This window comes from Streptomyces sp. NPDC107454, from assembly GCF_055582885.1.
Genome location: NZ_JBVJPA010000010.1, coordinates 404,893 through 427,527 on the forward strand (window position 1 = coordinate 404,893; position 22,635 = coordinate 427,527).

Below are 22,635 nucleotides of genomic sequence, written 5' to 3' on the forward strand. Positions count from 1 at the left end.
ATGTCACCTGTCGTCGTCCTGCTGCTGTGGTTCGCCGGGCTGTCGGAGGCCGCTGGGCGCATCCTGCCCATGGCGGCGCGCCGGCCCGGCATGTCGCGGACTTCTGTGTTCGGGCTGCTGGTGGCCGGCGGCTTGGCGGAGGGTGCCGTGTTCGCATTGTGGCCGCTGACCGCAGAGACCCTGGCCGAGCTGGTGCAGTCCCCTCCACCGCAAGGCGGCGCGTTGGTGTGGACGCCCGGCCTGGTCACCCCGCTGGTGTTCGCTGCCGTCCTCGCGTTTCCGTTGCTCGGACCCCTGTTCCACCTGCTGCTCTTTGTCGGGGTCGGAGCCGGTCTGACGGGCCCACTCGCCACGGCGACCGGGCTGGGCTGGTGGTCCGCGGCCGGTTGTGTGGCCGTCGCCGGGGTGGGCCTCGGGGTTGCTGTGGAGGCTGTTCGGCGCCTGGTCGTGAGGATCAGTGCGCCCAGGGCTCAGGAGTCGATCGCATGAACGTCTTCGTGCTCTGGGTCTGCTTGCTCGGGCCGGTTCTGCTCATCGAAGGTCTGCTGGCCCGCTATGAGGTCCTGGCTTACAGCGCCGGCTGGCAGGGCCCTGCCATCGAGCTCCCGGAGGATGTGCCCTACGCCCGGGGCGCGGCCCCTGACAGTCCCCCGAATGCCTACCTGGTCTACCTGGACGGCATCGGGAAGCGCCGCTTCCGCGACACTCGCGACGGCGGCCAGCTGGTCAAGGCCGTGATCGCCGGAGCGCCGGAGCTGCGGGTACTGGGTCAGGTGCAGCCCTACTCACCACTGGCAGAACCGCTTGCTGATCGGCCGGTGTGGTCGTGGGTGGGGCGCCGCGTCGGTCTGCTGCTGTTCCTGCACAACGTCATGCAGACCTTCGTCGCCGCCGACCACCGGTACCGCCCTCTGTACGACCGGGCAGTCGGCTCCCAGATCACCGCTCAACTCCGGCTCGCGGGCTACCAGCCCAACAGCGGGATCCCCGTGGTGCTGCTCAGCTACAGCGGCGGCGCTCAGGTCGCCGCCGGCGCGCTCGGCGCACTGCACGCCCAGCTGCGCTCCCCGCTCTTGTTGATCACGCTCGGCGGATTCCACAACGGCGCCAACGACCTCACCCATGCCGAGCACGTGCACCGACTCACCAGCGCGTACGACCGGATCGAGCGGGTCGGCACCTGGATATTCCCTCAACGCTGGCGGCTGTTCCGCCGCAGCCCATGGAATCGGGCCCTTCGTGCCGGGAAGATCACCGTGCATCGGCTCGACCCGGCCACCCACGTCGGGCCACGCAGCTACATCAGCCCGGAGGCGCGTCTGCCCGATGGCCGCAGCTACCTGGACCGCACCACCGACACCGTGATCGCCATCATCCGTGCCCGCCACGGCGCGATCGCAGCGACAGACGTCGACGACCGGTCGCCCTGACGACCGCCCGCGGAAAGCGGCCCTCACGCGGCGGCGGCGGCCGCCCAGGACAACTGCTTCGGCAACAAGGACGGCCTTCCCGAGAGGCCGTTTCCTCCCGGATCGACATGTCCGCCCCTTTCGAATCCCTGGCGGAGGAGACGGAGGCGGGGAGGGAGGAGAAGAGGGAGGCCCGGGTGAAGAACCGCGGGAAGTGGATCGCCCCGACGTTCCTCGCCCCCGAGAAGGCCGAGCGGACACCGACGTTCACGTCTCTGGTGTCCGCACAACTGGTCGGCGTCGCCGTACTGCGCCATGTCCCCGCGGTGGAGCCGCTGATCTCACTCGGCTGGGAGGAACCGATGGGACGGTTCGTCCCCGCCATCGGGGTCTACTTCGGCCAGCTGCCCCAGGCCTTCCCAGGACGGAAAACCCGGTCAGATGTTGGTTTCCGCCCGCAGGGGGGGCAGCACGGTCGGCATCCAGTCCGGTGACCAGGCCGCGCACTACGGGGCCGCACTCCGGGTGGGCGAGGGCGGACGCCATCTGGGCGACCAGGAAGTCAGCCCGGTTGCCGGTGTCGTACCAGCGGCGGGTCTGCTCGCGCAGTTCGTCGATGATGCCTGGGGTGACGACGTAACCGCCGACAGCCGCGCTTGCGCTCCGCAATGGCGATGATCACGAACGTCTTCGAATTCGAAGGCCGGCGGAGCGTTCTGGGAGCCGGGTGGTGACGTGACCCTTTATCAGGACGGCAACGCGCCTGCGGATGCGCGAACTCGGCTCGTCGTCACCACGCTGTGCGCACCGGGCAAGCCCATGCTCGAGCCGGTCGACGAGGAGGAGTTGGAGGAGGAGTTGAAGGAGCGGACCCACCTGCGCGCCCCGCGGCCCACCGACTCGCCTGCCACCTGCTCGTACAGGCCGGTCGTGAGCGGAGCCCGCATCTCCGTTGGCCTACCCCGAGATCGCTGAAATTCTTCAGCTCAGACTCGTCAACGTGCGCCAGATCGTCAGCCGTGCTTCGTCTCGGAGCCGGTGCGCCTCTCCTCTGGGCACGACCCGCAGCCGGGGCTGTACGACGACGACATGGCCGCTACGACCCACATCACACAGGCCTAGGTGTCACAAGTTGCCGGGCTGTCCGGTCAGTAGTGCGTACCAGCAATTCTGCTAGGAGGACCAATGGACGCACGCCTCAACTACTACGGCAATCCCGTCGCGGGCAAGGTGCTGAAGCATCTCCTCTCGACCAGCAAGGTGCTGTCGGACTCGACGCTGCCGGCCACCATTCAGTACCTGGTGGAGGTCCGCGCGAGCCAGATCAACGGCTGCGGCTTCTGCACCGACATGCACACCAAGGAGGCCGCCAACGCCGGGGAAACCCAGGTGCGGCTCAACCTGATCGCCGCCTGGCGGGAGGCGACGGTCTTCACCGAGGCCGAGCGCGCCGCGCTGGAACTGGCCGAGCAGGGCACCCGCGTCGCGGACGCGGCCGGTGGGGTCACCGACGAGGCCTGGTCGAACGCCGCCAAGCACTTCGATGAGGACCAGCTCGTCGCGCTGACGACCCTCATTGCCATTATCAACGCCTACAACCGCATCAACATCATCACCCAGCAGCCGGCCGGCAGCTACAAGGTCGGCATGTTCGGCTGAGCCTGGGTCCGGCCCAACCGACGCGGACGGTCCTTCTCCGCGTCACCGCTGCCTTCGGCGGGAAGACGAACTTCGGGCGCCGGCCGATTGCGCTCAACCACGCGATCGGCCGGCCGTGAGTGATGCCGTCAAGGTCAGCAACGTGACAACGTTCGGCCGCGACTGCCACTGTGCGCTGCGCTCACGATGCTGCAGCCGGCCGAATCGTGGAGACCGCCGGCGGGGAGCAGGGTGGTGCGGGGACTCGCTCTGTATGAGGCAAGAGGCGCGCGGCGTGTCACAGATGCGGGCCACCCTTTGCCTTCACTGTAAAAACGAGTTGTTATGAGCCCGGAATTTGCGACGCGAGATTGTCCGTTCCGGGCAGGTCTACGGAGGTGTAGCACAATGCACGAAATGCACTCAGAGGACGGCTTCGGACCCAAGATGCTGGCGGACATCAAGCCGCCTTTCATTCCCGAGGGCGCTTCGGGAATGACTGTCCTTGTTGAGTGGGCTCCCGGTGACCCTGGGACTCCCCCGCACCGCCACTCGGGGCCGTGTTTCGGCTACGTGATCGAGGGAGCTGTCCGGTGGGAGCTCGAGGGTGAGCCGGAGCACGTGATCAAGGCCGGGGAGACGTTCTGGGAGCCCGGCGGTGATGTGATCCACTATCAGAACGGCAACGCCTCGTCGGACGTGCCGGCCAAGTACATCGTGTTCATGATGTGCGCGCCGGACCAGCCGATGCTCACGCTGGTCGACGACGAGGAACTAAAGAAGCGGGCCCATCTGCGCGCCCCGCGGCCCACCGACTGACCTGCCGGCTGCGCACGGGCCGGTTCCTGACGGAGCCCGTTCGCTCCGTGGGAGAACGCGGTGAGGCATGAGCGCCACTGATGCCGTGTACTGCATGCTGACAGCGCTGTTCGCGGCCGCGGCCGTCCGCGCGCTGCAGGCTGCCCTCGCGTCACGGAGTCCTGGATGGCGCAGCCGAGTCGACCATCTCCTGCACACCGCCATGGCCCTGGCCATGGCGGTGATGCTGTGGAACTGCGGCCCCGGGCTGCCGGTGCTGCCGCAGACGGCCTTCTTTGCAGCCGCTGCTCTGTGGTTTCCGCTGACCGTGGCCGGCAGACGACCGCGCCTCGGCAACTCCGCGGACTGTTCGCCTGTGAGGGCGCGAGCTCGTCAGGAGAGCCAGTCGGTGTAGCGGGTGGGGGCAAGGTGAGCGTCCTTGTCGGTGAGGACGTCGCCCTTGACGACGGCGAACATGCCGGCGGTGGGGTCGGTGACGACGGTGCGCTTGTCGCCCTTGTGGGCCAGTGTGATCCGACCCAGTTCGTCCAGGGTGAAGATGTCAGGGCCGGCGATGTTGCGGATGCCGTTGAGCGGGGCGCCCGCGGCGACCTCGGCCACCGCGGCGGCCACGTCCTTGGCGGCGATGGGCTGAATGGGCGTGGCGGGCAGCCGGACGGTGTCGGCGTCGGACGTCCAGGACATGGTGGCGTCCATGAACTCCATGAACTGTGTGGCCCGCACGATCGAGTAGGGGACCGGCCCGGCCGCGAGGATCTTCTCCTGGAGCACCTTGGCGCGGTAGTAGTCCATCTCCGGCACCTGGTCCACGCCGACGATCGAGAGAATGACGAAGTGGCCGACGCCGCCCTTGCCGGCCGCGGCCACAAGGTTGTCCATCGAGGTCTGGAAGAAGGCAAGCGAGGCCTCGTCGAAGGTCGGGGAGTTCGTCAGGTTGACAACGACGTCGGCTCCCGCCACCGCCTCGTCCACTCCCTGGCCGCCGATGATGTCGACGCCGGTGGACTTCGAGTGCGGTACCGCCTCGTGCCCGGCGGTGTTCAGGTTCTTGACGACCTGCGAACCGATCATTCCCGTACCGCCGATGACCGCGAACTTCATGACATGCCCTTTCGCCAGCAGTACACCCAGAGTGAGACATAAACCACTATATGTGTGCGGCATGGGTTTGGCCCGGTCACATCCTGCTCGACTCCCAGGCTCGGGTCCGTGCACTCACTCCAGGGCAAGGGCAGGCGAGTACCGCACTCACGCGCGAACCCGCCCCGATCGCAGTGGTCGCAGCGGTCGACGGCCGCGGCCGGGGGTTCACCTGCGCGGAGATCCACTCGCGCCTCCCTGGCCCAGGCCTTACTTCGAAAGTGGCTCGATCCCCTTGTCTCGCGTCGTAATGATCTAGATATGGGGCGAGGGGATCTTCCTGACGAGCAGTGGGCGATGGCAGACGGTCTACGGTCTCTACCGGCGCCGGCAACGTGACGGCACCTGGTCCATCCTGCTGACCGGGCCGCAAGCCCGGGCGGATGCGGCCGGGCTGATCACCTGAGAGGTCAACGTCGACTCCACAATCTGCCGGGCCCATCAACACGCCGCGGGCCCCCGCCGCGACGGTCAGGCCCAGAAGGAACCCCCGGGCGGCCCCGTCGTCCCGAGCCAACCGGGCCGACCTGCGAAAGCTCGGGATCCGGTGCACGATCCCTGAACCCGCCGACCAGGCGGGCCACCGCAAGCGCCACGGGAAGGCCGGCGGGCGACCTCCAGCCTGAGAGCGTGAGGACTACAAGGCCCGCCACGCGGTGGAGTGCGGAATCAACCGCTTGAAGCGGAACCGGGCGGTGGCCTGCCGTTTCGACAAACTTGCAGTCCGCAGCGGATCTGCTGCTCACCTTCGTGACGCCTCGTACGCCTCGCGGATGGACGCAGGGATACGCCCACGATCATTCACGAGATAGCCGTTGGCGCGTGCCCAGAGGCGTATCGGCTCGTCTTCCGGACGGGGATCGAGCTTACGAGGTGCAGCAGACTTGCCGGGGCCGCTCCAGTCTCCCGAGGAGACCCCTTCCAGCTGGTCCGCCGCCTCTTGGAAGAAGGCGAACAACGAGGCGTACACACCCTCCTCGGGATCTTGTGCGTCAGCCCATGTTCCGATGCTGCCGTTGAGCGTGTCCAGAAACGTCCCGTAGAGACCGTCGCGCTCCGCGGCAATGGGCACCCACTCACGACGCCAGAACGGATAGTCGGGGTCTGCCGACGGCTGCATCTCCTCCAATCCCATCCGGCTGAGGTAGACCCGCTGAATGTCCGTCAGGCCGAGCAGGAGATGGCCGCCGGGGATGGCTATCTCGCACCCCAGCGCCACCAGACACGATTGGCCGTCGGGTTGCCTGCCGGCATCGATGTCGTTCGCCAGCAGCCACTGCCACATCTCCCCTGGCAGCTTCAGACCCATGCGCAGTTCGGCTTCGCCAATGGCCGCCCGGCTCCCCGGCCCGCCGAGCGCAGCGAGAGCGTCAGGGTCGTTCCGCTCAAGCCATGCGGTGACCCGGCCCCACGCGTCTCGTACGTCTCCTGCCTCGTGCATCGGAGTTTCCCTCACGTGTGACCTCCACTCCGGCAGGATGCGCCGATTCGTAGGGCATGCCCACCCATATCGCTGACTCTCAAGGAGCGTTGCCCGGTCTCCCCGACTGTGAAGTTGCCCTCTTGGCGAAGCGACGACCGCTGATGACCCATTGGAGTACCGTATGCGGGACCACTGACAGTGACTGACGCGGAACGAGTTTCTGCAGACCACCTATGGCGCACAGCTGAGCGCTCCACCATTTTCCAGAACGCTCTTTGACGAGCGGCGAACCAGGTGACAAGCGTTCGTCATGTTCGCGCAGCATGCGCATGACGGTGACGGGTGACGGGTGTTGGCTCTTCTTCGCACCCTTGGTGATGACGAGCCGGGCAGCGATGTCGCGCAGGCGCATCTCCCGCTCGCGCAGCTGCAGGGCCATGGAGAGCACGACCTCGTCGGCGACGCCGGCCCCGTCGATGGTCTTGCCGCGCTTGCGGGCGGACTCGTGACCTTCGAGGATGCGGTCGTGGATGTACTCGCGTTCCATGCCTGACATGGCCGCCGGCACGGTGAAGACAATGCCGGAGGGGTCGTACGAGCCCTGGAGTTCTCCGGTGAGGAACTCCAGCCCGACATCGGCCGCCTTGAGTTCCTCGGCGAGCGTGGCCGGTTCGGTGCCGCGGCCGAGCCGCTTGTAAGCGGTGCACGACGAGGGCCACGCGTACGCCGGACGAGCGGATCTCCCCGCCGAGTTCGACGGCGGCCTCCAGCTCGGGGCGCTTGGCGGCGCGGGTCGAGATCTTCTCCGCGAAGACACGGTTCACCTCCGCCTCCGTCATGGCGTCGAGCTGTGCATCCGGGGACTGGCAGGCCGTCGAGGCTCGGCAGTACCCAGGCGCACGTGGCCGACCGGCTCGGCGCCGGTGTTCACCGGCCGCGGCAGCTCGGTCCCTACCGCGCCGGGCTTGCGCACCGTGGGGGTCGGGACGTTGGGCGCCTTGGCAAGCTGGGGGCACGAGGCGGAAGCGGGCGGTGTGGTACTGGATCGCGACTTTGCCCTTGCCGGTGCGGCAGGGCGAGCCCGGCGGGACGGTACAGGTCGACATCGGGCAGGGGTGCGCATCGCCGCCCTGCGCACGGCTCCGGCCGACGCGCCTCCGGTCGAGCCGGATTCGAACTACTCCGCTGCGGTGACGTCTTGTCGCTGGTCGGCGCTCTTGAGGTCAGGGTTCGGTCGTCCAGATCCCGACAGGGTGCTCACTCGATGGCAGCCACAACTGGAGTGCGACTCCCGATGCCTGTCCCCAGCTATTCCTCCCGTATGCCTCCCAGTGAAAGCGGTCATCCACGTCCGGCCACATGACTTGCAGGGCAGGGAGAGGCGGCAGCTACGTCACGCCTTGGCGCCGGCCATGCCACTGGTGACGACGATCGCGGCCACGTCGCCGGTCTCGGTCCGCCCCAACCAGACGACGCCGCCTGACTGTGCCGTGAACGTCACCAGATCGGCTTGTTGTGACTCGTCGCTTATCCGCTCGCACCCGTCCGGCAGCGCTCCGCTTGTACGCGGCGCCCAACGGCCATCCACACATGTGCGAAATGGCGCGGACAAGGCGGTCCACGCGCCGGCGTCGGCGAAGCAGCCAACATTATGGTCGGCGCCGAACTGAGGGTTCTCGCCCGGCGGAAGCCGGTCGATGTCGTCGTCGACACCCAGGCCCATCTCCCACCCGATCACAGCGGCGTCGCTGATGCGCAAGCGAGTCGCGGCGCACTCGACGCCATCGAAGTGCTCGCCGAAGAACTCGTACGGGCCCGCCGTCCACGCGATCTCCACTCGGTAGACGCCCGGGGGAATGCGCACCGCCAGCTCCCGCGGGGGCCTCGTCGGCTCCCCTTGCTCATATCTCCAGGCGTCGTCGTCATCCCACGGCGCATCGACAACGAGACGGCCACTGGGTACACGCATGGTGGTCACCTCCTCGATGCTCGTCACTACGACGGGCGTCGTCGGATCGTCGTAGACCGTCCCCAGGTGAGCGCCGGGCGTGAAAGCCGTCTCCAGGTACCAGGCGGCCTCAGGCCCGGCTGCCAGCCGCGCGTCCCCGACCCACTTCATGTCTCACCCCTCCTCGCCGCCCGGCCGGACGGTCGACCGAAACGTACGTGGGCCCACTGACATCGGCACTTCGTGCATCGTCACGATCCGTGATCGCGCCCCAGGATCCGCGCCGGAACCGAGATTCGGCAGCACAGGTCACCGGGCTTCGCTCACCCGGGCGCGGTCTGAGTGACGCGCCACAGCCGCCGCGGGAGAGCACCCTCCTCGAAGGCATGGACCTCCTGAAGGCTCCAGCCCTCTGCGAGGGCGTCGACCAAACCACGGGAGAAGAAGTGGACGGCGAAGCCGGCGTGCTCCCAGATGTCGTCTCCGTGCCCGACGCCGGCCCGGTAATGCGCATCTCCGGTGTGGCGGACCGTGTAGACGAGGGCGCCGCCGGGTCTCAGCACCCGGCGAACTTCCGTGACCAGGGCGTGGATCTCCTCCGTGGACAGCGCCATGCACAGCAGCATGTGTGCGAACACGGCGTCCACAGAAGCGTCCGCGAGCGGCAGCGGCTCGCGTACGTCGTGGACCGCCGTGGTGATCCGCTGGGCCACGCCTCGGACCCCAGCGGCCTCGCGCAACTGCTCCAGGCCCGCCCGGCTGAAGTCGGTGGCCAGCACTGTAAAGCCCTCGCGGGCGAGATACAGCGCATCACGGCCATGGCCGGCACCCAGCTCAAGCACCTCGCGGGCACCGGCGGACCGGAAGACGGCAGCAGCATGGACGGCCGGTTCGGACGGCTCCTCGCCGTACATGCCGGGATTCTCACCGTAGGTCTGCTGCCAGTGCTCACGCTGGCCTTCGGCCAGTTCGTGCTCGCGCTCCGACATGCTGAAGCCCTTCCTACCGCCCGGCCAGCAGGGACCGGCCACTCCGAGGCCAGCCTAGATCCACACCGTATCGCCGCCGAGGCCGGTCCCGTCACGCCCAGGCCGCCAGTGCTTGTGATCATCAAACGCGGCCCAAAGCGGGCGCCTTCCGAAGGGCTGCCCCGGCGGCACGTCCGCACGGCGACGGATCGCCTTCGGACCGCCAGCGCAGGCGCAGCAGAATCCGACTCAACAGTCGAACACCGACCAGCAGATGTCGTTGCGCAACCTCTGGTCATCAAGTACGAGCTCGCGGATCGCCTCCGGGAGCTGATCGCGCTGCCACTGGCACTCGAGTCGTGCCGCGGTCTCGCTCTCGCCATCCGGTGCCGCCGCACGTGCGGCCTTGATCGCGTAGGCGGCCGCGCCGAGCTCGTGCGCGGCAACGTGGGCGACGGCCCCGGCCTGGCCGGCGGCGTACGCCGCATGCCGTGCTGCCCCACGCAGGTCTCTGGCTGCCCCCATCGCATGACCGCCCGCCGCGCGAGCCTGCATCATCTTGACCTCGCCACGCACCCAGGCCCGGGCATGCTCGATCGCCTGGCGCGGTCGCGGGTCCCCAGGCTGGGCCGACTCGAAGAGGTCGAGGACGTGCTCCGCACACGAGGCAGCCCATAGAGCGAGGAGACGGTGATCCGCATCGGTGAGCGTTCCGCCACGGCGGATCGTCACGAAGCGAGGGTCCCGAACCTCCGGAAGAATCACGACTTGCACTCCCTGTCTGCGCGCACCGGCGCCACTCGCCGCGGTGTGCCCTGGTGGCCGGTCAGCCGCTTGGTGCGGGCAATGATCCAGAGTGCTGCCCCGTCCCCTGGCAACTACAGCAGAACCCGGGAAACCACTCCAGCCGACCGATCGGACGATCTTCGCCGTGGACACCGGCCGCCGACCAGCACGAGTTCCCCTACCGCTCCTCACGCCACACCGGTGACCTGCAACTTCACGACGCACACTGCTCATGCGGACGAGCTTCCTCTCCTAGATGGTGTGGAGCGGCGAGCCGAGTTTGATGACTTCCCGTGTCGGGCCCGTACGACGGTGCGAGGGGTCAACCGGGGCCATGGGTCGGAAAGCGACTGACCTCAGCGAGGCTGCAGAGACCGTGCGTCCTCGGCTGCCGCACTGCGCGGCGGCGGACACCGAGGCAGCGGTGGAGGCGGCCGTCGCGGCTCTCTCGGCGTAGGCCCGACAACCGGCACAGCCTCCGATACCCCGTTGCGGCGCTCCTGGGCGCGGCCTTACAAGTACTCCAACACCGACTACATCCTGGTCGGCCTGATCGTGCAGAAGGTCACGGGCCACCGGTACGGCACCGAGATCGAGCAGCGCATCATCAAGCCCCTGGGGCTGCGCTCCACGACGATGCCCGGCACGGCAGCGGTCACGCCCCGACCGCATGGCAACGCCGACTCCACAGGAGGCGTCAAGGCCCTGGCCGAGGCCGAATTCTGCGGATCGAGCTGAGCGCGGAGCCGCCCTTCGAGTCGCCGGCGTCCGCCTCGTGGGTGGCGTTTCAGATGATCCCCGGAGCAGTCGCGAAGTCGTCGACAGACCGGTCCTACGCGAACAGGCTCGGGCGTCGGTGCCTCCTTGTGCTTGTGAGGATGCTGTGGGTGACAGGCAATAACGCTTCCGGCTTCCGGTGCCTCTCCCTACCCTCCGATGTTCATGACAACAGAACACGCGCAGCAGCCTCAGGGGCACGACGGACACAGCCGCAGACGCTTCCTGACGGCGACCGGGGGAACGGTCGCCGGAGTCGTCGGTGGAGGAGCGGTCGGCACCTTAGGGGCTGCCGGAAGCGCGACCGCGGCCTCCTCCGGCAAGCGCGTCGCCGTCCTGGGCGGCGGAGTCTCCGGCCTCAGCGCCGCTCACGAACTCGCCGAACGCGGCTACGAGGTCACGGTCTACGAGTTCTACGACGTCCTCGGCGGCAAGGCCCGCTCGATGGACGTCCCCGGGACCGGAACGGCCGGCCGCAAGCCGCTGCCCGGCGAGCACGGCTTCCGCTTCTTCCCCGGCTTCTACCGGAATCTGCCGGACACGATGCGCCGCATTCCCTTCCCTGACAACACGAACGGCGTCCACGGCAATCTCCGCAACGGTACAGAAGAGTTGTTCGCGCGCGGCTCGGGCCGCCCGGACCTGCACTTCCCGCTCCGCCGGGTCACCACCCCGCCCGCCGCCGGCGACCTCACCCCGTCCTGGATCCGCGACCAGGTCCTGTCGGTGCTGGACCTCGGCACCCACCTGCCCGCCCACGAGGCCGCCTACTTCGCCGACCGCCTCCTGGTCCACCTCACCAGTTGCGACGCCCGCCGCGAGGGCCAGTGGGAGAAGGTCGCATGGTGGGACTTCATCCGGGCCGGCGAGATGAGCCGCGAGTACCAGGTGCTCCTCGGCATCGGCCAGACCCGTAACCTCGTCGCCACCCGCGCAGAGATCGCCTCTACCCGCACCGTCGGCCGCGTCATCATCGAGGCCCTCATCCTGTGGGGCCTGCTCGGCCGCGGCATGGACGGCGGCGCGGACGTCGACCGGGTGCTGAACGCCCCGACCAGCGAGGCGTGGATCGACCCCTGGGAAACGCATCTGCGCTCGCTGGGCGTCGAGTTCGTGCTCGGCACCGAGGTCCGGGAGGTGGTGTACGACGGCGGCCGGGTGACCGGTGTACGGGTGGCGGCGCGCGACGGCAGCCGGCGGCGCACCATCACCGCCGACCACTACGTCTCCGCCCTCCCGGTCGAGCACGCGCGCGTGACCTGGGGCCCGGCCCTGCGCGCCGCCGACCCGCAGCTCGGGCGGTGCGACGCGCTGAAGACGGACTGGATGACCGGCGTGATGTTCTACCTGCGCACGCCCACCCCCGTCGTACACGGCCACATCAACTGCCTCGACTCACCTTGGGCGGTCACCGGAATCGGCCAGACGCAGTTCTGGGACGCGCGGGACTTTTCGCGCGACTACGGAGACGGGCAGGCCCACGAGTGCCTGTCCACGATCATCTCCGAGTGGGACAAGCCCGGCATCCTGTACGGCAAGACCGCCCGCGAGTGCACCAAGGACGAGATCGTCGCCGAACTGTGGGCCCAGCTGAAGGACGGGCTGAACGACTCGGGCAAGACGACGCTCAGGGACGAGGACCGGCTCGGCTGGTTCATGGACCCGGCGGTGACGGGCCTGGGCGGCCCCGACCCGCAGAACCGCGAACAGCTCCTCATCCACCCCACCGGCACCCTCTATCACCGCCCATCGGCGAGGACAGCGGTGCCGAACTTCTTCCTCGCGGGCGACTACGTCCGCACGGATGTGGACCTGGCGACCATGGAGGGCGCCAACGAGTCCGCGCGACGCGCCGTCAACGCACTCCTGGACGCAGATAATTCGGACGCCGAGCGGTGCCACATCTGGGAGTTGTTCCGGCCACCGGAGATGGAGCCCCTGAAGCGGGTCGACGAGGTGCGCTATCGGCTGGGGCTGCCCAACACCTTCGACCTGGGGTAGCACCCGGCACCAAGTTGTGCCGGAAGGGCCGCTGCCCCGAGCGGCTGCGGCCCTTCAGCCGAAACAGCGTGGTGCTGCTAGATCGCAGGTGACCGCGACGCAGGCAAGGCGGGATGCTTCCAGGTTGATGTCCGGAAGGACGTCGCCGCTGGGGCTGGTATCCCGCTTGTTGCCCGCCTTGGGTTCGAAGTCGCCGGCGATGTGCACGGCGTCCCATTCCCGCCCTTTGGCTTTGTGGGCGGTGGATACCGCCAGGTCGGCGTCCGATTCCGGGTGCAGGTTGCCGACTGCGGTCAGGTGTGATCGCGCATGTTCGTCGCCGGCGAAGGCCCGCGTAGGTCCTGGCGGCATGTGCCAGGGTGCGGCCATGACTACGACACCGGATGGCCGCTCCATCCCTCCCGCGCATGCTGGTGAACGCGCCATGCTGGAGGCGTGGCTCGACTTTCACCGTGCCACTCTCGTGCTGAAGTGCTCGGGCCTCAAAGATGATCAATTACGGCTGGCCTCGGCTGCGCCGTCGTCGATGACGTTGCTCGGCCTCGTCCAGCACATGGCCGAGGTGGAACGCAACTGGTTCCAGCGCGTGTTCGCAGGCCAGGACGTGCACGCAGTCTTCGGGGAGAGCAACGCCGACGGCTTTGCACTCGAGGAGGACCGAGGACTCGACGAGGCCATGACGGTCTGGCAGGCGCAGGTCGCTCGGGGACGTGAACTCATCGCTGCCGCATCGCTGGACGACTCCGGTCACTTGTCTGAGCAAGAAGCCGGTTACGTAGGTGATGGAGGAGTGTCGCTGCGCTGGATCATGATTCACATGATCGAGGAGTACGCACGTCACAACGGCCATGCCGACCTGATCCGGGAGCGCATCGACGGAGTCGCCGGAGCGTGAGATACAGATGCGCGGTTGGCCGCGGCTCGTTCGGCCTGGGCATTGGTATCGGCGAGGCGGTAGGACTCAGTACCAGTCTGGATGATGGCTCCGTTGAAGGTCCGGCGGTCGACGACGGCCGCGCAGAGCCGAGGATCCGTGAACGCCTTCGTCCAGCCCGGAAACGACTCGTTGGTTGTCGTCCAAGGACCCGACACAGCTTCTGAACACCGCTAAAGGCTGTCCCGCAATGATCAACTGGCTCAACATGGCCGGCACCGAGGATGCCCACCTTGGGCGGTCTATCCGGCGAGCGCGAGGTTGTGCAGTCGGGCTATGCCAAGAATGGCGTGATGCACCCCGTCGCCCTTCAACCGGCAGTCGCGCAGAATCTTCCAGCTCTTCATGCGCGCGAAGGTGTGCTCGACGCGGGCACGGACTTTGCGGTGTGAGCGGTTGTGCTCCTCTTTCCAGGCCGGGAGTTCGGCCTGGCCTGGTTCCCGGCGGTGCGGGATCACCAGCCCAGTGCCGCGGTAGCCGCCGTCAGCGATCACCGTGGTCTTGCCGACGAGGGCCTTCGCTCCGGACAACTCCCATGCCTTGCAGTCGTTGCGGTTGCCAGGCAGAGGCCGGCCAACCGCGACGACCAGCCGTGTATCGGCATCGATGACGACCTGGTGGTTGGTGGAGTACCGGTAGTTTTTCGACTGCTCTGCCATCGCATGGTCACGTGTGGGGACCAAGGTGCCGTCCACTATGAGCACGGTGTCCTTGCGGAATCGTCGCCGCGGCCGCAGAGCAAGCAGCGGTGCGAGGCGGTTGATGATGCGGTCGTCCGCAGACTTCGAGATGCCGAACAGCGGCGCGAGCTGGCGTAGCGTCAAGTTCGTTCGCCAGTACGCCGCGACCAGCAGGACGCGGTCCTCCAGGGGCAAGCTCCATGGCCGGCCGCGACGGACCGCGTCCGCTCCCGCGCGGCGCATGGCGTTCACCAGTTGGCCGAAGCAGCGCGGGCTCAGCCCGGTGAACGGACCTATCCAGGACGGCTGTGACGCCGTGATCACACCAGCCACGAGAAGATTGTCCCACCGCGTTGCGAACTGCCTGAGACGGAGGCGCATATGGAGACAGACTTGGTCAGTCGTCTGGAAGAGGCGGCGGATCGTTTCGTGATCCCCCTGCGTATGAACGAGGGGTTCGATGAGCAGGCGCTTCTTCAGCTACAGGAGGAGATCGATCGCTGTGGGACGGCGTGGAGGGAAGAAGCCCACGTACCGAAGCGTGCAGCGTTGATCCTCGCCGAGCTCTTCCCATCGATCGAGGCTTGCGCCTGGCTGTACGAAGGGAACATGCGTCAGCGGATCCAGGAGGCAGGAGTGATGGTGTCTGAGGCAGTGATCGCTGCTCTGGACTGAGCGCCTCCCACACCGCCGAGCGACGTGCCTTCCTGTAGGTCCCAACGCGAAGAGGCACGAGTCGGCAGAACCGCAGGCACTGGGCGCGAGCCCGGTCTTGCGGGACAAGTCTTGGCTGATCGTTTGGGAATGCCATCCGACGGAGACGTCGGAAGAAGCCCACATGGAACAATTCCTTCAAGGATGAACGCAGGGAGATGCGGTATGGAACGGGCTTCGGCTGCGAGAGGGTCAGACGTGACGAAGGCGCGTGCGCTCGTACTCGGTTACGTCGGTGCGCTCAACGCGGTTGATGAGGCCATGAAGCTGTCGATCCCCGCGCTTGAGCAGCTGGCAGACGTGCTCGGCCTGGTCCGTTCTCACCGGATCAGTCGGAGTGGTCAAGTCGGCACCTACTCTTACAAGGTCCACGGAGCAGGCTGCCGCTTCATCAGCGACAACGGCTCTGAGATCGATGTGGACTTCGCGGCCGACGGGACGGAGATCTTCGACCTCTGGCGGCTGCGCTGCTACGGGCAGAGCCTGCCGGAGCCTCTTGACCCTACGGATCAGGACCTGCGGTCCGCAGTGGAGTCGCTGCAACCTCTGCTGGCCGAGGTGCGGCCCGGGTGGTTCAGCCTGGCCAAGACCAACGCTTCAGCATGAGACCGGCGCGCCGAGTGACCGGCGTCATTCTCCGCGAGCAGAGTCCGCGGAGTGTCCGATGAGCTAGCCCCTGATGACCTTTGGAAACGCATAGCTCCACTGCTCCCGCAGCCACCCGGGCGTCGACACCGGTACGCCGGTCGGCTCCGGGCGTGGACGCGAGTGACGCCGCCCCTCGCCGACGTCGCCGAGCACCAAGCCCAGGGGGAACACAACCCGAACGGCCTCGACCACGAGCAGTTCGCCAGCCGCGTCCAGTGGTGGCAGGCCATCCTCAAGACCACATACTCGCCCACCACCCTGTCCGAGCGCGGCGGCCCCTTCTGGCTGTGACCACACGCCCCGGGTCCTGGCGGCCTGCGAGCGATGACCAAGCTGCCGCGAGCGGCTGGTCGTCGGGCTACTGACGCACCGCGCTGGAGGCCACAACCCCTGGCATCGGCACACGGCTGGCTGTCACACTGCCCGGCTCTCGCTGCGAACTGACCGACAGCGCGTCCTTGCCGTCACGCCAGCATCGCGCCGCTCCTGGAACGGGCGGCGGTGATCGTGAACATCCCTGCGCAGAGACGGAGTTCCCTGCCGGCCCGCTGTATCAGGCCCTCGCTCGCTGCTTACCGCTTCGGCGTGGGTTGGTGGAGACGGGTGTTCTCCTTGGCCGGCTCGACGCGTGAGCGGTACAGGCCGGCCGGGCTGCCGCAGGGCGCGTTGTCGCCTCTGCCGCAGTCCGTGCAGGTCACGTCGTACACGCGCCACGGGCGCGATATCGCCTTCTGCTTGGCTTGCCGCTCGTCCACGATCGGCTGCAACCGCTCGTCGTGCGGAAGATCGCGCGCCTCGCCGACATCGGTTACCTCGGCGAGAACGCAGTCCTTGCCCTGGCTCGCGTGACAGCGCGGACAGCTTCTCTGGATCCAGTGCTTGCGCGACACCCGCTCGTGCAGCGGCCTCGGCGGCCGCCGCACGCCCTCAGCCGCGCGCCTCTTCCAGATGGCGACCTCCGTGGCCTGGCGGTCAGTCAAACGACTCCCCGCCGCGGCCACCGCCCTGGTGACCGCCTCCACCTGATCTCGCAGGTCGTATGTGTACGCGTCACGGCGGCGCAGGCTCCTGATGGTGCGCACGCGGCCGGCAGCCTCCGCCGCCGCTCGTTCAGCAGCGGCCTCCGCCTCGAGCGACTCCTGCGCGGCGTGAGCGAGGCAGGCGAAGTAGGAGGTGGCCTTCTCCACGATGCCGTCCTCGGCCTCCGTACGGTCGTGCGCGGCAGTCGCGTTGGCGAGGACCAGGAGCTCGCGCACCGGCTTGGTGTCCTCGACGTCCGCCGCCTGGTCCAGGCGGGCGAACAGCTCCGGGCGGGCTCCGGGCGGACTTCGGCCTTCTCCTCCAGCCAGCGCTGTGCCTCGCGTACGACGGCCTCCAGTTGACCGCCGTCTCCTCGCTCACCCCGTCAGGTCGGCGATCTCGTCGCACACCCGGCGGACCACGACCACGGAGTCGACGTTCTGGGCATCGGCCGGCCGACGCATCAGCCCCCGCGCCCGGGCATCCGCGCCCGGCCCCTTCCGCGCCCGGCCCGAGGACCACTGCGTCGGCAGGGCGTGCTGCGGACCCGGACGATCCGTTCGACGGCCGGCGTCGAACGTCTTCGCTCCGTCATCGTGCACCCGTCCAGGCCGAACCACTCGGTGGGCCGGGCGAATGCCTAGGTGCCGATACGGACCCGGCGGGCGGTGCCCTCGCTGCCCAGGCGGATACGGTGCACATACCAGCGGTGGATCAGGGTGTCCCGGTCCACCGGCACCGACACCCCCAGCACCGGCTCGCTCTCGCCGTCCCACACCGGTGCCACCGTCTGGTCCAGGTTCACCCGCAGCCTGCGGTCCCTGAACTGGATGTCCACGACGGAGCGGACCTGCGCGCCGCCGGGCCGGGTGAAGTCGAAGCGGGCCTGCACGCCGCGGTCTCGCAGCCAGACGGCGGCCGCGGACTTCACGTACAGATGGTCGGCGCTGGTCACGCCCCGGGCGCGACGCCGGCACACGTGCGGTTGTCCGTCCGGGTCCGGGTGGTGAGCGAAGTGGCAGGCGCGATCGGTGCAGAGCTTGGTGGTCAGCCGGCCACCGCAGCCTCCGAGCAGCGGCCCGCACCAGAAGGCGTCCTGCGCGTGGAGGCGACAGACGGCGTCCAACTCGATCGCCTCCAACGGCAGCATCAGCGGATCGTCGGAGTCCGCACTGCCCACGTGACCGCATGAAGCATCACCGCGTCCCTGTGCCCTTCCGTCTCTTGTGGGCCCTCTTCGCCTCTGGCCACGCAAGCCCGGTGACCTGAATCTTCAGCTTGGACGACACCTATTGTCAGTGCGGCGCGCTTCACTGTGCGCCATGGAGCTCACGCAAGCGACTGTCAACGACCTGCTGGCCCAACTCGGCCCGGGGAACGGCTACATCCACCTGCCCAGCGACCTGGACCCGCAGGACCTGACCGACCTACTCGGCAGCAGGTACGGCGTCCCACGCACCCTCGTCCTCGACGGCTTCACCGATCCGACGGTCGACGAGTCCAGGGGCGCGGCCCTCCTCGTCCCCTTCGAGGACCGGGCCGTGATGATACGGGCGTGGGCGTATGGGGATCAGTGGGTCGGCACGGGCACGGTGCGGGACGCCGCGGGGGCCGAGCGGCCGGTGTTGGTGGTCGCTGACAGGGCAATGCCAGAACCCTTGGCGGTCGCTCCGGATGAGGACGAGGACATCGACTGGATGGAGCGGCTCAGACGGATCACCGGCTGGACACAGCCCGCCCAGCGGCCGGACGTGGACTGGGCGGAGGTGGAGTCGCGCCTGGGCACCGCGCTGCCGAGCGACTACAAGCACATGGTCGAGACGTTCGGCGAGGGCGCCTTCGACGGATATCTGGACCTGAATCAGGAGCCGTGGACGGATCTCAGAAGGGACGGTCTGCTCATCTGGGCGGGCACTGAGCACGAGGATCTCTACTGCTGGAGGGCCGACGGCGATGACCCCGACCATTGGCCCGTCGTGGTCCGGTCCTTCGACAACAAGGACATCCCCTTTGACTGCCAGGCCGCGGAGTTCGTCTGCCGCATCCTCGTCGACCCGCACCACCCATTCACGATGGCCCGCTATTTCGACACCCACTGGTTCATGAACTACCAGGAAAGCGACTGACCGAACCCTCGCCGCCAACAGCCCCGGCTCTCCTCGGGGCAGGCGATGGCACGAATCAGCCGCCCGTGACGTGCGGAGACACTGAATCGAGACAGTCAGTCCGCGCGTTCCAACCCGCGCCACGCTGGTCGGCAACACGCAGCGGCCGACGATCAGCGAAGGATGCGAACGGATGAGATCTTGTCTCCGCGGCGGAACCACCACCGGAGCAGGGGGTGTCGGTGCGGAACACTGACGGCCCAGGCCCTCGCCGTGGGCGAACAGGGACGGTTGGGCTCCGGGGTACGTCAAGAGCCTCCATCAGCCCCGGAGCGGTTCGCCTGCATCCTGCCGCGAGCTGAGCTGGTGATTCACGTAATCGTGGCCAGAACCAATTACGCGACCGTCGACACTTTCGAAGACCGCCCGACACAGGCCCGTTCGCTTGGCCAGGGATGAGGCACTGATCAAGCGGGCCGCGTACCGACGGCTGTCACAACAGGGGGGACGTGTCGGTCAACTAACTGTCGGCATCTGGAAACCCTCCATACGCGAAGGTGCACCAAATATGGCATTCAATATCATCCATCCGCTGGGCTCTGCCCAGGACCCGGCGTCCGCTATCGCATGGGGGCGTGGCGTGAAGAGGCCGCGTGACGTAAAAAGGCCGACAGGCGCCGGCATTCCCGCTTCGATTTCGGCTCTGCACCCGGCCGTGTACTGCAACGCTGACGGAGTCATGCCGTGACCGAGTCGGCCCGGTTGCCCGATCTGTCCGCCGACCAAGACTTCGATGGAGAGACCTTCGCCCCGATCTACACCACGACGGTGACGGTGAGCGGGGGGATGGCGCGTCACGGGCGGGCCTCGGGAAGGGCACGCTCGGGCGACGGAGTCCTGGATCTCAACCTGCGCATGCCTGCAGAACTGGGAGGAGACGGCCAGGGGACGAATCCCGAGCAGTTGTTCGCCGCCGGTTTTGCCGCCTGTTTCCACGGGGCGCTGAGTCTGGTCGCACGGCAGGCCGGGCTCGACCCTGCAGCGATCTCTGTGGAGGCAACCGTGGCCTTTGGAAGGGACCCGGAAGACGGCGGCTACTTGTTGCAGGTCGACCTCGAGGTCAAATGGCCGGAGATCGACCTTGCCGTCGCCGCCCCGCTCGTGGAGAAGGCCGATTCACTGTGCCCTTACACGAAGATGGCCCAACGGGGCACGCCGACAAGCATCAGGCTGGCCTCATAGCCGACGGCATCGGCTGCCTGTCCAGCTGTATGTCGTTTCTGCAGCCGTCGTGTGCCCCATCGCGGCACACGAAGCCCTTCGCACGACAGCCCGGCTGCCGACCGGTGTTCCACCGAAAAGACGCAAGAACAAGAAAGGGGGACCAGCCGACCGATCGCCCGTCCACCGGGGCGAGCAGGCGACAAACGCCACCTGATCACCGACGGAAAGGGCACGCGGCTGCCGGTCATCCTGACCGGCGGCAACCGCAAGGACCTCACCCAGTTGCCACTACTGGTGAACCCCGTAAAGCCTTCCGCGGCAGGGCGGCCTACCGCGCCGCAAAGCCGTCACGCCCTACGCGGACCTCGGCGACGCCCTCTCTACCGCCACCGCAATCAGGCCCGCTTCCCAAGCATCATGCCCGCCATCGCGTACCGCGGCAGCGGTCTGAGCCTCCACCGGTGGGTGGTCGAGTAAGCCCCTGACCGGTTGCATGACATCCGGCCGGTTGAACGTGCGCTGGGCACGGCGAGCGTGAGCCGTTGTCAGGCCACGTTCACAGAGCATCCGGGGCCACCGGCGCAACCCCGGACCCCGGTTCCATCGCGCTCTTGCTCTGCCGGATGACCTCCTGGACATGACGCTCGATCTCCTGCGGATTCAGGCCCAGCGCCTTGCCTGTGTGCACCGCCCAGACCTCGGCGCGAACATTGGTCTCAAAATCCAGATCGGCCCGAACGTCCTCACGAGCGGCTTGCCGATTCTGACTCACCATGACGAATGTGGACAGGAAGATGGCCTCCAGGCTCACGATCATGGTGAGCAGCCCGAAGGGGTAGGGGTCGAAGACCGCTACGGAGCCGAACAACCTGAGGTTGAGGGCGATCCACACGGCAAACCAGACGGCATGGACATACACGAAGCCCATCGTGCCCGCGAAGGCTGTGATCGCGTCTGCGAACCGGTCCTGCGACGTGCGCAACCTGGCGAACACCAGCCGCTCGTGGCGCAAGCGGGGGTCGAGGCGATGAGTACCGCCGGAAGGAGAGCTCGGCCGGGAGTCTCGGTCTCCGGAGTCAACGGTCATTCCCACTCACTGCCTCGCTCCCTCGCCGGGGACGCCACCGCCCCCAGCCATCGATGGCCCCACAGCTTGCCTGCTGGGAACCGCTGCACGTGTGCTTCGCTGTGGAGGTGACATCGCGCACGGTGAAAGGGCTCGACACGACCCGCCGGGGGCTTCGTAGGACACGGCCTCGGCCGGACAAACGGGTTCGCATGCATGGCAGTCCACGCACTCGGAAAGGTTGATGTGAGGTGTCCCGTTGCCCTCATAGACGCAGTCCACCGAGCACTCGATGCGGCAAGCTCCGTCCTGGGCGTCGACGCAAGGCTGTGCAATGACGTAGGGCATCTTCCGCTCCTTCGCCCGACGGAGATGATCAGTGGTCAGCCGGCACGTGAAGGCAGTGTTCGGCTGGAGGTATGACCAGGAAGCCCACGAGGTTGTGACGACTGGCGCCTGACCCGCCCAGGTCGTCGCTGAGGTTGTCAGAGAATCAGGAGCTGAGCGGTCTGCCAGGCGGCCCTCCCACGTGACTCGCCTCGCTGCCGAGGCACTGCGGGAGCACGGTCACAGCAGCCCGCTGACGGGAAAGCACGCGTCGGCAGGCACGAGTGTCAACATGTGGGACGTCATCGACCCGATCCGCTCCCTCATCACCTCGGGAACGCACATCGACGCGGGCTCCTCTCCAGCCCCGACATGTCCCTGGACCGCATCCTGCCGTAACGCCGCCCGACAGGAGCGGGAAAGGGCCGGATTACACATCGTCTCTCACCCCCGTCGATGGCAGTGGACGCCACCCGCAAAGGGGGCGTCCACGAGAGGTGTCACAGATTCCGGGACATCCCGGTCCTACTGAGTGACAATCCCTCGGCAATCGGAGTAGACGGTGGCTATCACCGAACAACGTATTTCCACCATGGTGCTGGTGATCGGCACCGGAGGAGCCGGGCTGCGAGCGGCGATCGAGCTGGCCGAGGCCGGTGTCGACGTCCTGGCGGTCGGCAAGCGTCCCAAGGAGGACGCCCATACCGCGCTCGCCGCCGGCGGAATCAACGCGGCCCTCGGCACCATGGACCCCGAGGACAGCTGGCAGCAGCACGCCGCCGACACGCTCAAGGAGAGCTACCTGCTGGCCGACCCCCGCACCGTGGAGATCGTCACCCAGGGCGCCGCCCGGGGCATCGACGACCTGGACCGCTACGGCATGGCCTTCGCCCGGGAGGACGACGGCCGGATCTCCCAGCGCTTCTTCGGCGCGCACAAGTTCCGGCGGACCGCCTTCGCCGGTGACTACACCGGTCTGGAGATCCAGCGCACGCTGATCCGGCGGAC

27 protein-coding genes and 5 pseudogenes are annotated in these 22,635 nt (G+C 67.7%); 16 read left to right on the forward strand and 16 right to left on the reverse strand.

The annotated features are described in order from the left end of the window. From ACZ69M_RS27370 to ACZ69M_RS27380, 3 genes are all read left to right on the forward strand, one after another. On the forward strand, positions 1–489 hold the full coding sequence (locus ACZ69M_RS27370) for a hypothetical protein (RefSeq protein ID WP_470053810.1): 489 nt from the start codon (positions 1–3) through the stop codon (positions 487–489). Then, entirely contained in the window at positions 486–1,430 is a 945-nt protein-coding gene (locus ACZ69M_RS27375; protein WP_470053812.1) for a hypothetical protein, read from the forward strand. The genes ACZ69M_RS27370 and ACZ69M_RS27375 overlap by 4 nt, the downstream gene beginning before the upstream one ends. 107 nt (positions 1,431–1,537) lie before the next feature. Further along, positions 1,538–1,903, forward strand: coding sequence for a hypothetical protein (locus ACZ69M_RS27380; RefSeq protein ID WP_470053904.1), 366 nt, complete (start codon positions 1,538–1,540; stop codon positions 1,901–1,903). On the opposite strand, the pseudogene ACZ69M_RS27385 reads toward ACZ69M_RS27380, so the two are convergent. After that, positions 1,878–2,072: pseudogene (locus ACZ69M_RS27385) on the reverse strand (UTP--glucose-1-phosphate uridylyltransferase); the annotation flags it as partial. The gene ACZ69M_RS27380 and the pseudogene ACZ69M_RS27385 sit on opposite strands and share 26 nt — an antisense overlap. 36 nt (positions 2,073–2,108) lie before the next feature. Between ACZ69M_RS27385 and ACZ69M_RS27390 the strand changes: the two are divergent. From ACZ69M_RS27390 to ACZ69M_RS27405, 4 genes and pseudogenes are all read left to right on the forward strand, one after another. Further along, positions 2,109–2,306: pseudogene (locus ACZ69M_RS27390) on the forward strand (cupin domain-containing protein); the annotation flags it as partial. Positions 2,307–2,594: 288 nt separating this feature from the next. Then, the gene (locus tag ACZ69M_RS27395; RefSeq protein ID WP_470053814.1) at positions 2,595–3,068 is read left to right on the forward strand and encodes a carboxymuconolactone decarboxylase family protein; all 474 of its coding nucleotides are present in this window, start codon (positions 2,595–2,597) and stop codon (positions 3,066–3,068) included. A 387-nt stretch (positions 3,069–3,455) separates the two neighbouring features. Beyond that, entirely contained in the window at positions 3,456–3,866 is a 411-nt protein-coding gene (locus ACZ69M_RS27400) for a cupin domain-containing protein (RefSeq protein ID WP_470053816.1), read from the forward strand. Between the two features lie 67 nt (positions 3,867–3,933). Beyond that, positions 3,934–4,260, forward strand: coding sequence for a DUF5134 domain-containing protein (locus tag ACZ69M_RS27405; RefSeq protein WP_470053818.1), 327 nt, complete (start codon positions 3,934–3,936; stop codon positions 4,258–4,260). Here the strand turns inward: ACZ69M_RS27405 and ACZ69M_RS27410 are convergent. From ACZ69M_RS27410 to ACZ69M_RS27440, 7 genes and pseudogenes are all read right to left on the reverse strand, one after another. Then, the gene (locus ACZ69M_RS27410) at positions 4,239–4,967 is read right to left on the reverse strand and encodes an SDR family oxidoreductase (protein ID WP_470053820.1); all 729 of its coding nucleotides are present in this window, start codon (positions 4,965–4,967) and stop codon (positions 4,239–4,241) included. The two genes, ACZ69M_RS27405 and ACZ69M_RS27410, sit on opposite strands and share 22 nt — an antisense overlap. 781 nt (positions 4,968–5,748) lie before the next feature. Further along, on the reverse strand, positions 5,749–6,447 hold the full coding sequence (locus ACZ69M_RS27415; protein WP_470053822.1) for an Lsr2 family DNA-binding protein: 699 nt from the start codon (positions 6,445–6,447) through the stop codon (positions 5,749–5,751). Positions 6,448–6,526: 79 nt separating this feature from the next. Beyond that, complete coding sequence (locus ACZ69M_RS27420) at positions 6,527–7,246, reverse strand: recombinase family protein (protein ID WP_470053823.1); 720 nt, start codon at positions 7,244–7,246, stop codon at positions 6,527–6,529. Between the two features lie 220 nt (positions 7,247–7,466). Beyond that, positions 7,467–7,535 (reverse strand): annotated as a pseudogene (locus ACZ69M_RS27425) (hypothetical protein); the annotation flags it as partial. Positions 7,536–7,822: 287 nt separating this feature from the next. Next, positions 7,823–8,548 (reverse strand): DUF4241 domain-containing protein, encoded by a 726-nt coding sequence (locus tag ACZ69M_RS27430; protein ID WP_470053824.1) that lies wholly within the window; start codon positions 8,546–8,548, stop codon positions 7,823–7,825. Positions 8,549–8,700: 152 nt separating this feature from the next. Then, on the reverse strand, positions 8,701–9,366 hold the full coding sequence (locus ACZ69M_RS27435) for a class I SAM-dependent methyltransferase (protein ID WP_470053825.1): 666 nt from the start codon (positions 9,364–9,366) through the stop codon (positions 8,701–8,703). A gap of 228 nt (positions 9,367–9,594) precedes the next feature. Further along, positions 9,595–10,110 carry a putative immunity protein gene (locus tag ACZ69M_RS27440; protein ID WP_470053826.1) on the reverse strand — a complete coding sequence of 172 codons (516 nt, stop codon included), beginning with the start codon at positions 10,108–10,110 and terminating at the stop codon, positions 9,595–9,597. Positions 10,111–10,620: 510 nt separating this feature from the next. Between ACZ69M_RS27440 and ACZ69M_RS27445 the strand changes: the two genes are divergently transcribed. Both ACZ69M_RS27445 and ACZ69M_RS27450 read left to right on the forward strand, forming a co-directional pair. Further along, positions 10,621–10,869: a serine hydrolase gene (locus ACZ69M_RS27445; RefSeq protein WP_470053827.1), complete on the forward strand. Its 249-nt coding sequence runs from the start codon at positions 10,621–10,623 to the stop codon at positions 10,867–10,869. Between the two features lie 204 nt (positions 10,870–11,073). Next, positions 11,074–12,909 (forward strand): hydroxysqualene dehydroxylase, encoded by a 1,836-nt coding sequence (locus ACZ69M_RS27450; protein WP_470053828.1) that lies wholly within the window; start codon positions 11,074–11,076, stop codon positions 12,907–12,909. Between the two features lie 54 nt (positions 12,910–12,963). Here the strand turns inward: ACZ69M_RS27450 and ACZ69M_RS27455 are convergent, their stop codons facing one another. Next, complete coding sequence (locus ACZ69M_RS27455) at positions 12,964–13,278, reverse strand: hypothetical protein (protein WP_470053830.1); 315 nt, start codon at positions 13,276–13,278, stop codon at positions 12,964–12,966. Here ACZ69M_RS27455 and ACZ69M_RS27460 point away from each other — a divergent pair. Further along, the gene (locus ACZ69M_RS27460) at positions 13,277–13,804 is read left to right on the forward strand and encodes a DinB family protein (protein WP_470053832.1); all 528 of its coding nucleotides are present in this window, start codon (positions 13,277–13,279) and stop codon (positions 13,802–13,804) included. The genes ACZ69M_RS27455 and ACZ69M_RS27460 overlap by 2 nt on opposite strands. Before the next feature lie 17 nt (positions 13,805–13,821). Here the strand turns inward: ACZ69M_RS27460 and ACZ69M_RS27465 are convergent. Together ACZ69M_RS27465 and ACZ69M_RS27470 are read right to left on the reverse strand one after the other, a co-directional pair. After that, positions 13,822–13,980: pseudogene (locus ACZ69M_RS27465) on the reverse strand (ATP-binding protein); the annotation flags it as partial. A 105-nt stretch (positions 13,981–14,085) separates the two neighbouring features. Then, complete coding sequence (locus ACZ69M_RS27470) at positions 14,086–14,856, reverse strand: transposase (RefSeq protein WP_470053834.1); 771 nt, start codon at positions 14,854–14,856, stop codon at positions 14,086–14,088. A 48-nt stretch (positions 14,857–14,904) separates the two neighbouring features. Between ACZ69M_RS27470 and ACZ69M_RS27475 the strand changes: the two genes are divergently transcribed. The 3 genes from ACZ69M_RS27475 (at position 14,905) to ACZ69M_RS27485 (ending at position 16,176) form a co-directional block, all read left to right on the forward strand. Then, positions 14,905–15,198 carry a hypothetical protein gene (locus tag ACZ69M_RS27475; RefSeq protein ID WP_470053836.1) on the forward strand — a complete coding sequence of 98 codons (294 nt, stop codon included), beginning with the start codon at positions 14,905–14,907 and terminating at the stop codon, positions 15,196–15,198. A 237-nt stretch (positions 15,199–15,435) separates the two neighbouring features. Further along, positions 15,436–15,843 (forward strand): DUF6896 domain-containing protein, encoded by a 408-nt coding sequence (locus ACZ69M_RS27480; protein ID WP_470053837.1) that lies wholly within the window; start codon positions 15,436–15,438, stop codon positions 15,841–15,843. A 162-nt stretch (positions 15,844–16,005) separates the two neighbouring features. Next, positions 16,006–16,176 (forward strand): hypothetical protein, encoded by a 171-nt coding sequence (locus ACZ69M_RS27485; protein WP_470053839.1) that lies wholly within the window; start codon positions 16,006–16,008, stop codon positions 16,174–16,176. 281 nt (positions 16,177–16,457) lie between these two features. Here the strand turns inward: ACZ69M_RS27485 and ACZ69M_RS27490 are convergent, their stop codons facing one another. The 3 genes from ACZ69M_RS27490 to ACZ69M_RS27500 all read right to left on the reverse strand — a co-directional run bounded on the left by ACZ69M_RS27490 (position 16,458) and on the right by ACZ69M_RS27500 (position 18,085). Further along, entirely contained in the window at positions 16,458–17,141 is a 684-nt protein-coding gene (locus tag ACZ69M_RS27490) for a hypothetical protein (RefSeq protein WP_470053841.1), read from the reverse strand. 141 nt (positions 17,142–17,282) lie between these two features. Next, positions 17,283–17,507 carry a hypothetical protein gene (locus tag ACZ69M_RS27495; RefSeq protein WP_470053843.1) on the reverse strand — a complete coding sequence of 75 codons (225 nt, stop codon included), beginning with the start codon at positions 17,505–17,507 and terminating at the stop codon, positions 17,283–17,285. Between the two features lie 38 nt (positions 17,508–17,545). Beyond that, on the reverse strand, positions 17,546–18,085 hold the full coding sequence (locus tag ACZ69M_RS27500; RefSeq protein WP_470053845.1) for a hypothetical protein: 540 nt from the start codon (positions 18,083–18,085) through the stop codon (positions 17,546–17,548). Positions 18,086–18,227: 142 nt separating this feature from the next. On the opposite strand from ACZ69M_RS27500, the gene ACZ69M_RS27505 reads away from it, so the two are divergent. Both ACZ69M_RS27505 and ACZ69M_RS27510 read left to right on the forward strand, forming a co-directional pair. After that, positions 18,228–19,031, forward strand: a complete 804-nt coding sequence (locus ACZ69M_RS27505) for an SMI1/KNR4 family protein (RefSeq protein ID WP_470053847.1) — start codon at positions 18,228–18,230, stop codon at positions 19,029–19,031. Positions 19,032–19,781: 750 nt separating this feature from the next. Continuing rightward, the gene (locus ACZ69M_RS27510; protein WP_470053898.1) at positions 19,782–20,252 is read left to right on the forward strand and encodes an Ohr family peroxiredoxin; all 471 of its coding nucleotides are present in this window, start codon (positions 19,782–19,784) and stop codon (positions 20,250–20,252) included. Positions 20,253–20,790: 538 nt separating this feature from the next. Here ACZ69M_RS27510 and ACZ69M_RS27515 read toward each other — a convergent pair. Both ACZ69M_RS27515 and ACZ69M_RS27520 read right to left on the reverse strand, forming a co-directional pair. After that, positions 20,791–21,321, reverse strand: coding sequence for a DUF1003 domain-containing protein (locus tag ACZ69M_RS27515; RefSeq protein ID WP_470053849.1), 531 nt, complete (start codon positions 21,319–21,321; stop codon positions 20,791–20,793). Between the two features lie 153 nt (positions 21,322–21,474). Next, positions 21,475–21,648, reverse strand: a pseudogene (locus tag ACZ69M_RS27520) (4Fe-4S binding protein); the annotation flags it as partial. 571 nt (positions 21,649–22,219) lie between these two features. On the opposite strand from ACZ69M_RS27520, the gene ACZ69M_RS27525 reads away from it, so the two are divergent. Continuing rightward, a partial coding sequence (locus ACZ69M_RS27525) for an FAD-binding protein (protein ID WP_470053900.1) occupies positions 22,220–22,635 on the forward strand: 416 nt, incomplete at its 3' end.

Coding starts and splice junctions, on each gene's coding strand:
- ACZ69M_RS27400 (WP_470053816.1), top strand. CDS start 3,456: ATGCACGAAATGCACTCAGAGGACGGCTTCGGACCCAAGATGCTGGCG.
- ACZ69M_RS27515 (WP_470053849.1), bottom strand. CDS start 21,321: ATGACCGTTGACTCCGGAGACCGAGACTCCCGGCCGAGCTCTCCTTCC.
- ACZ69M_RS27450 (WP_470053828.1), top strand. CDS start 11,074: ATGACAACAGAACACGCGCAGCAGCCTCAGGGGCACGACGGACACAGC.
- ACZ69M_RS27460 (WP_470053832.1), top strand. CDS start 13,277: ATGACTACGACACCGGATGGCCGCTCCATCCCTCCCGCGCATGCTGGT.
- ACZ69M_RS27435 (WP_470053825.1), bottom strand. CDS start 9,366: ATGTCGGAGCGCGAGCACGAACTGGCCGAAGGCCAGCGTGAGCACTGG.
- ACZ69M_RS27395 (WP_470053814.1), top strand. CDS start 2,595: ATGGACGCACGCCTCAACTACTACGGCAATCCCGTCGCGGGCAAGGTG.
- ACZ69M_RS27380 (WP_470053904.1), top strand. CDS start 1,538: ATGTCCGCCCCTTTCGAATCCCTGGCGGAGGAGACGGAGGCGGGGAGG.
- ACZ69M_RS27410 (WP_470053820.1), bottom strand. CDS start 4,967: ATGAAGTTCGCGGTCATCGGCGGTACGGGAATGATCGGTTCGCAGGTC.
- ACZ69M_RS27505 (WP_470053847.1), top strand. CDS start 18,228: ATGGAGCTCACGCAAGCGACTGTCAACGACCTGCTGGCCCAACTCGGC.
- ACZ69M_RS27370 (WP_470053810.1), top strand. CDS start 1: ATGTCACCTGTCGTCGTCCTGCTGCTGTGGTTCGCCGGGCTGTCGGAG.
- ACZ69M_RS27455 (WP_470053830.1), bottom strand. CDS start 13,278: ATGGCCGCACCCTGGCACATGCCGCCAGGACCTACGCGGGCCTTCGCC.
- ACZ69M_RS27405 (WP_470053818.1), top strand. CDS start 3,934: ATGAGCGCCACTGATGCCGTGTACTGCATGCTGACAGCGCTGTTCGCG.
- ACZ69M_RS27475 (WP_470053836.1), top strand. CDS start 14,905: ATGGAGACAGACTTGGTCAGTCGTCTGGAAGAGGCGGCGGATCGTTTC.
- ACZ69M_RS27415 (WP_470053822.1), bottom strand. CDS start 6,447: ATGCACGAGGCAGGAGACGTACGAGACGCGTGGGGCCGGGTCACCGCA.
- ACZ69M_RS27375 (WP_470053812.1), top strand. CDS start 486: ATGAACGTCTTCGTGCTCTGGGTCTGCTTGCTCGGGCCGGTTCTGCTC.
- ACZ69M_RS27430 (WP_470053824.1), bottom strand. CDS start 8,548: ATGAAGTGGGTCGGGGACGCGCGGCTGGCAGCCGGGCCTGAGGCCGCC.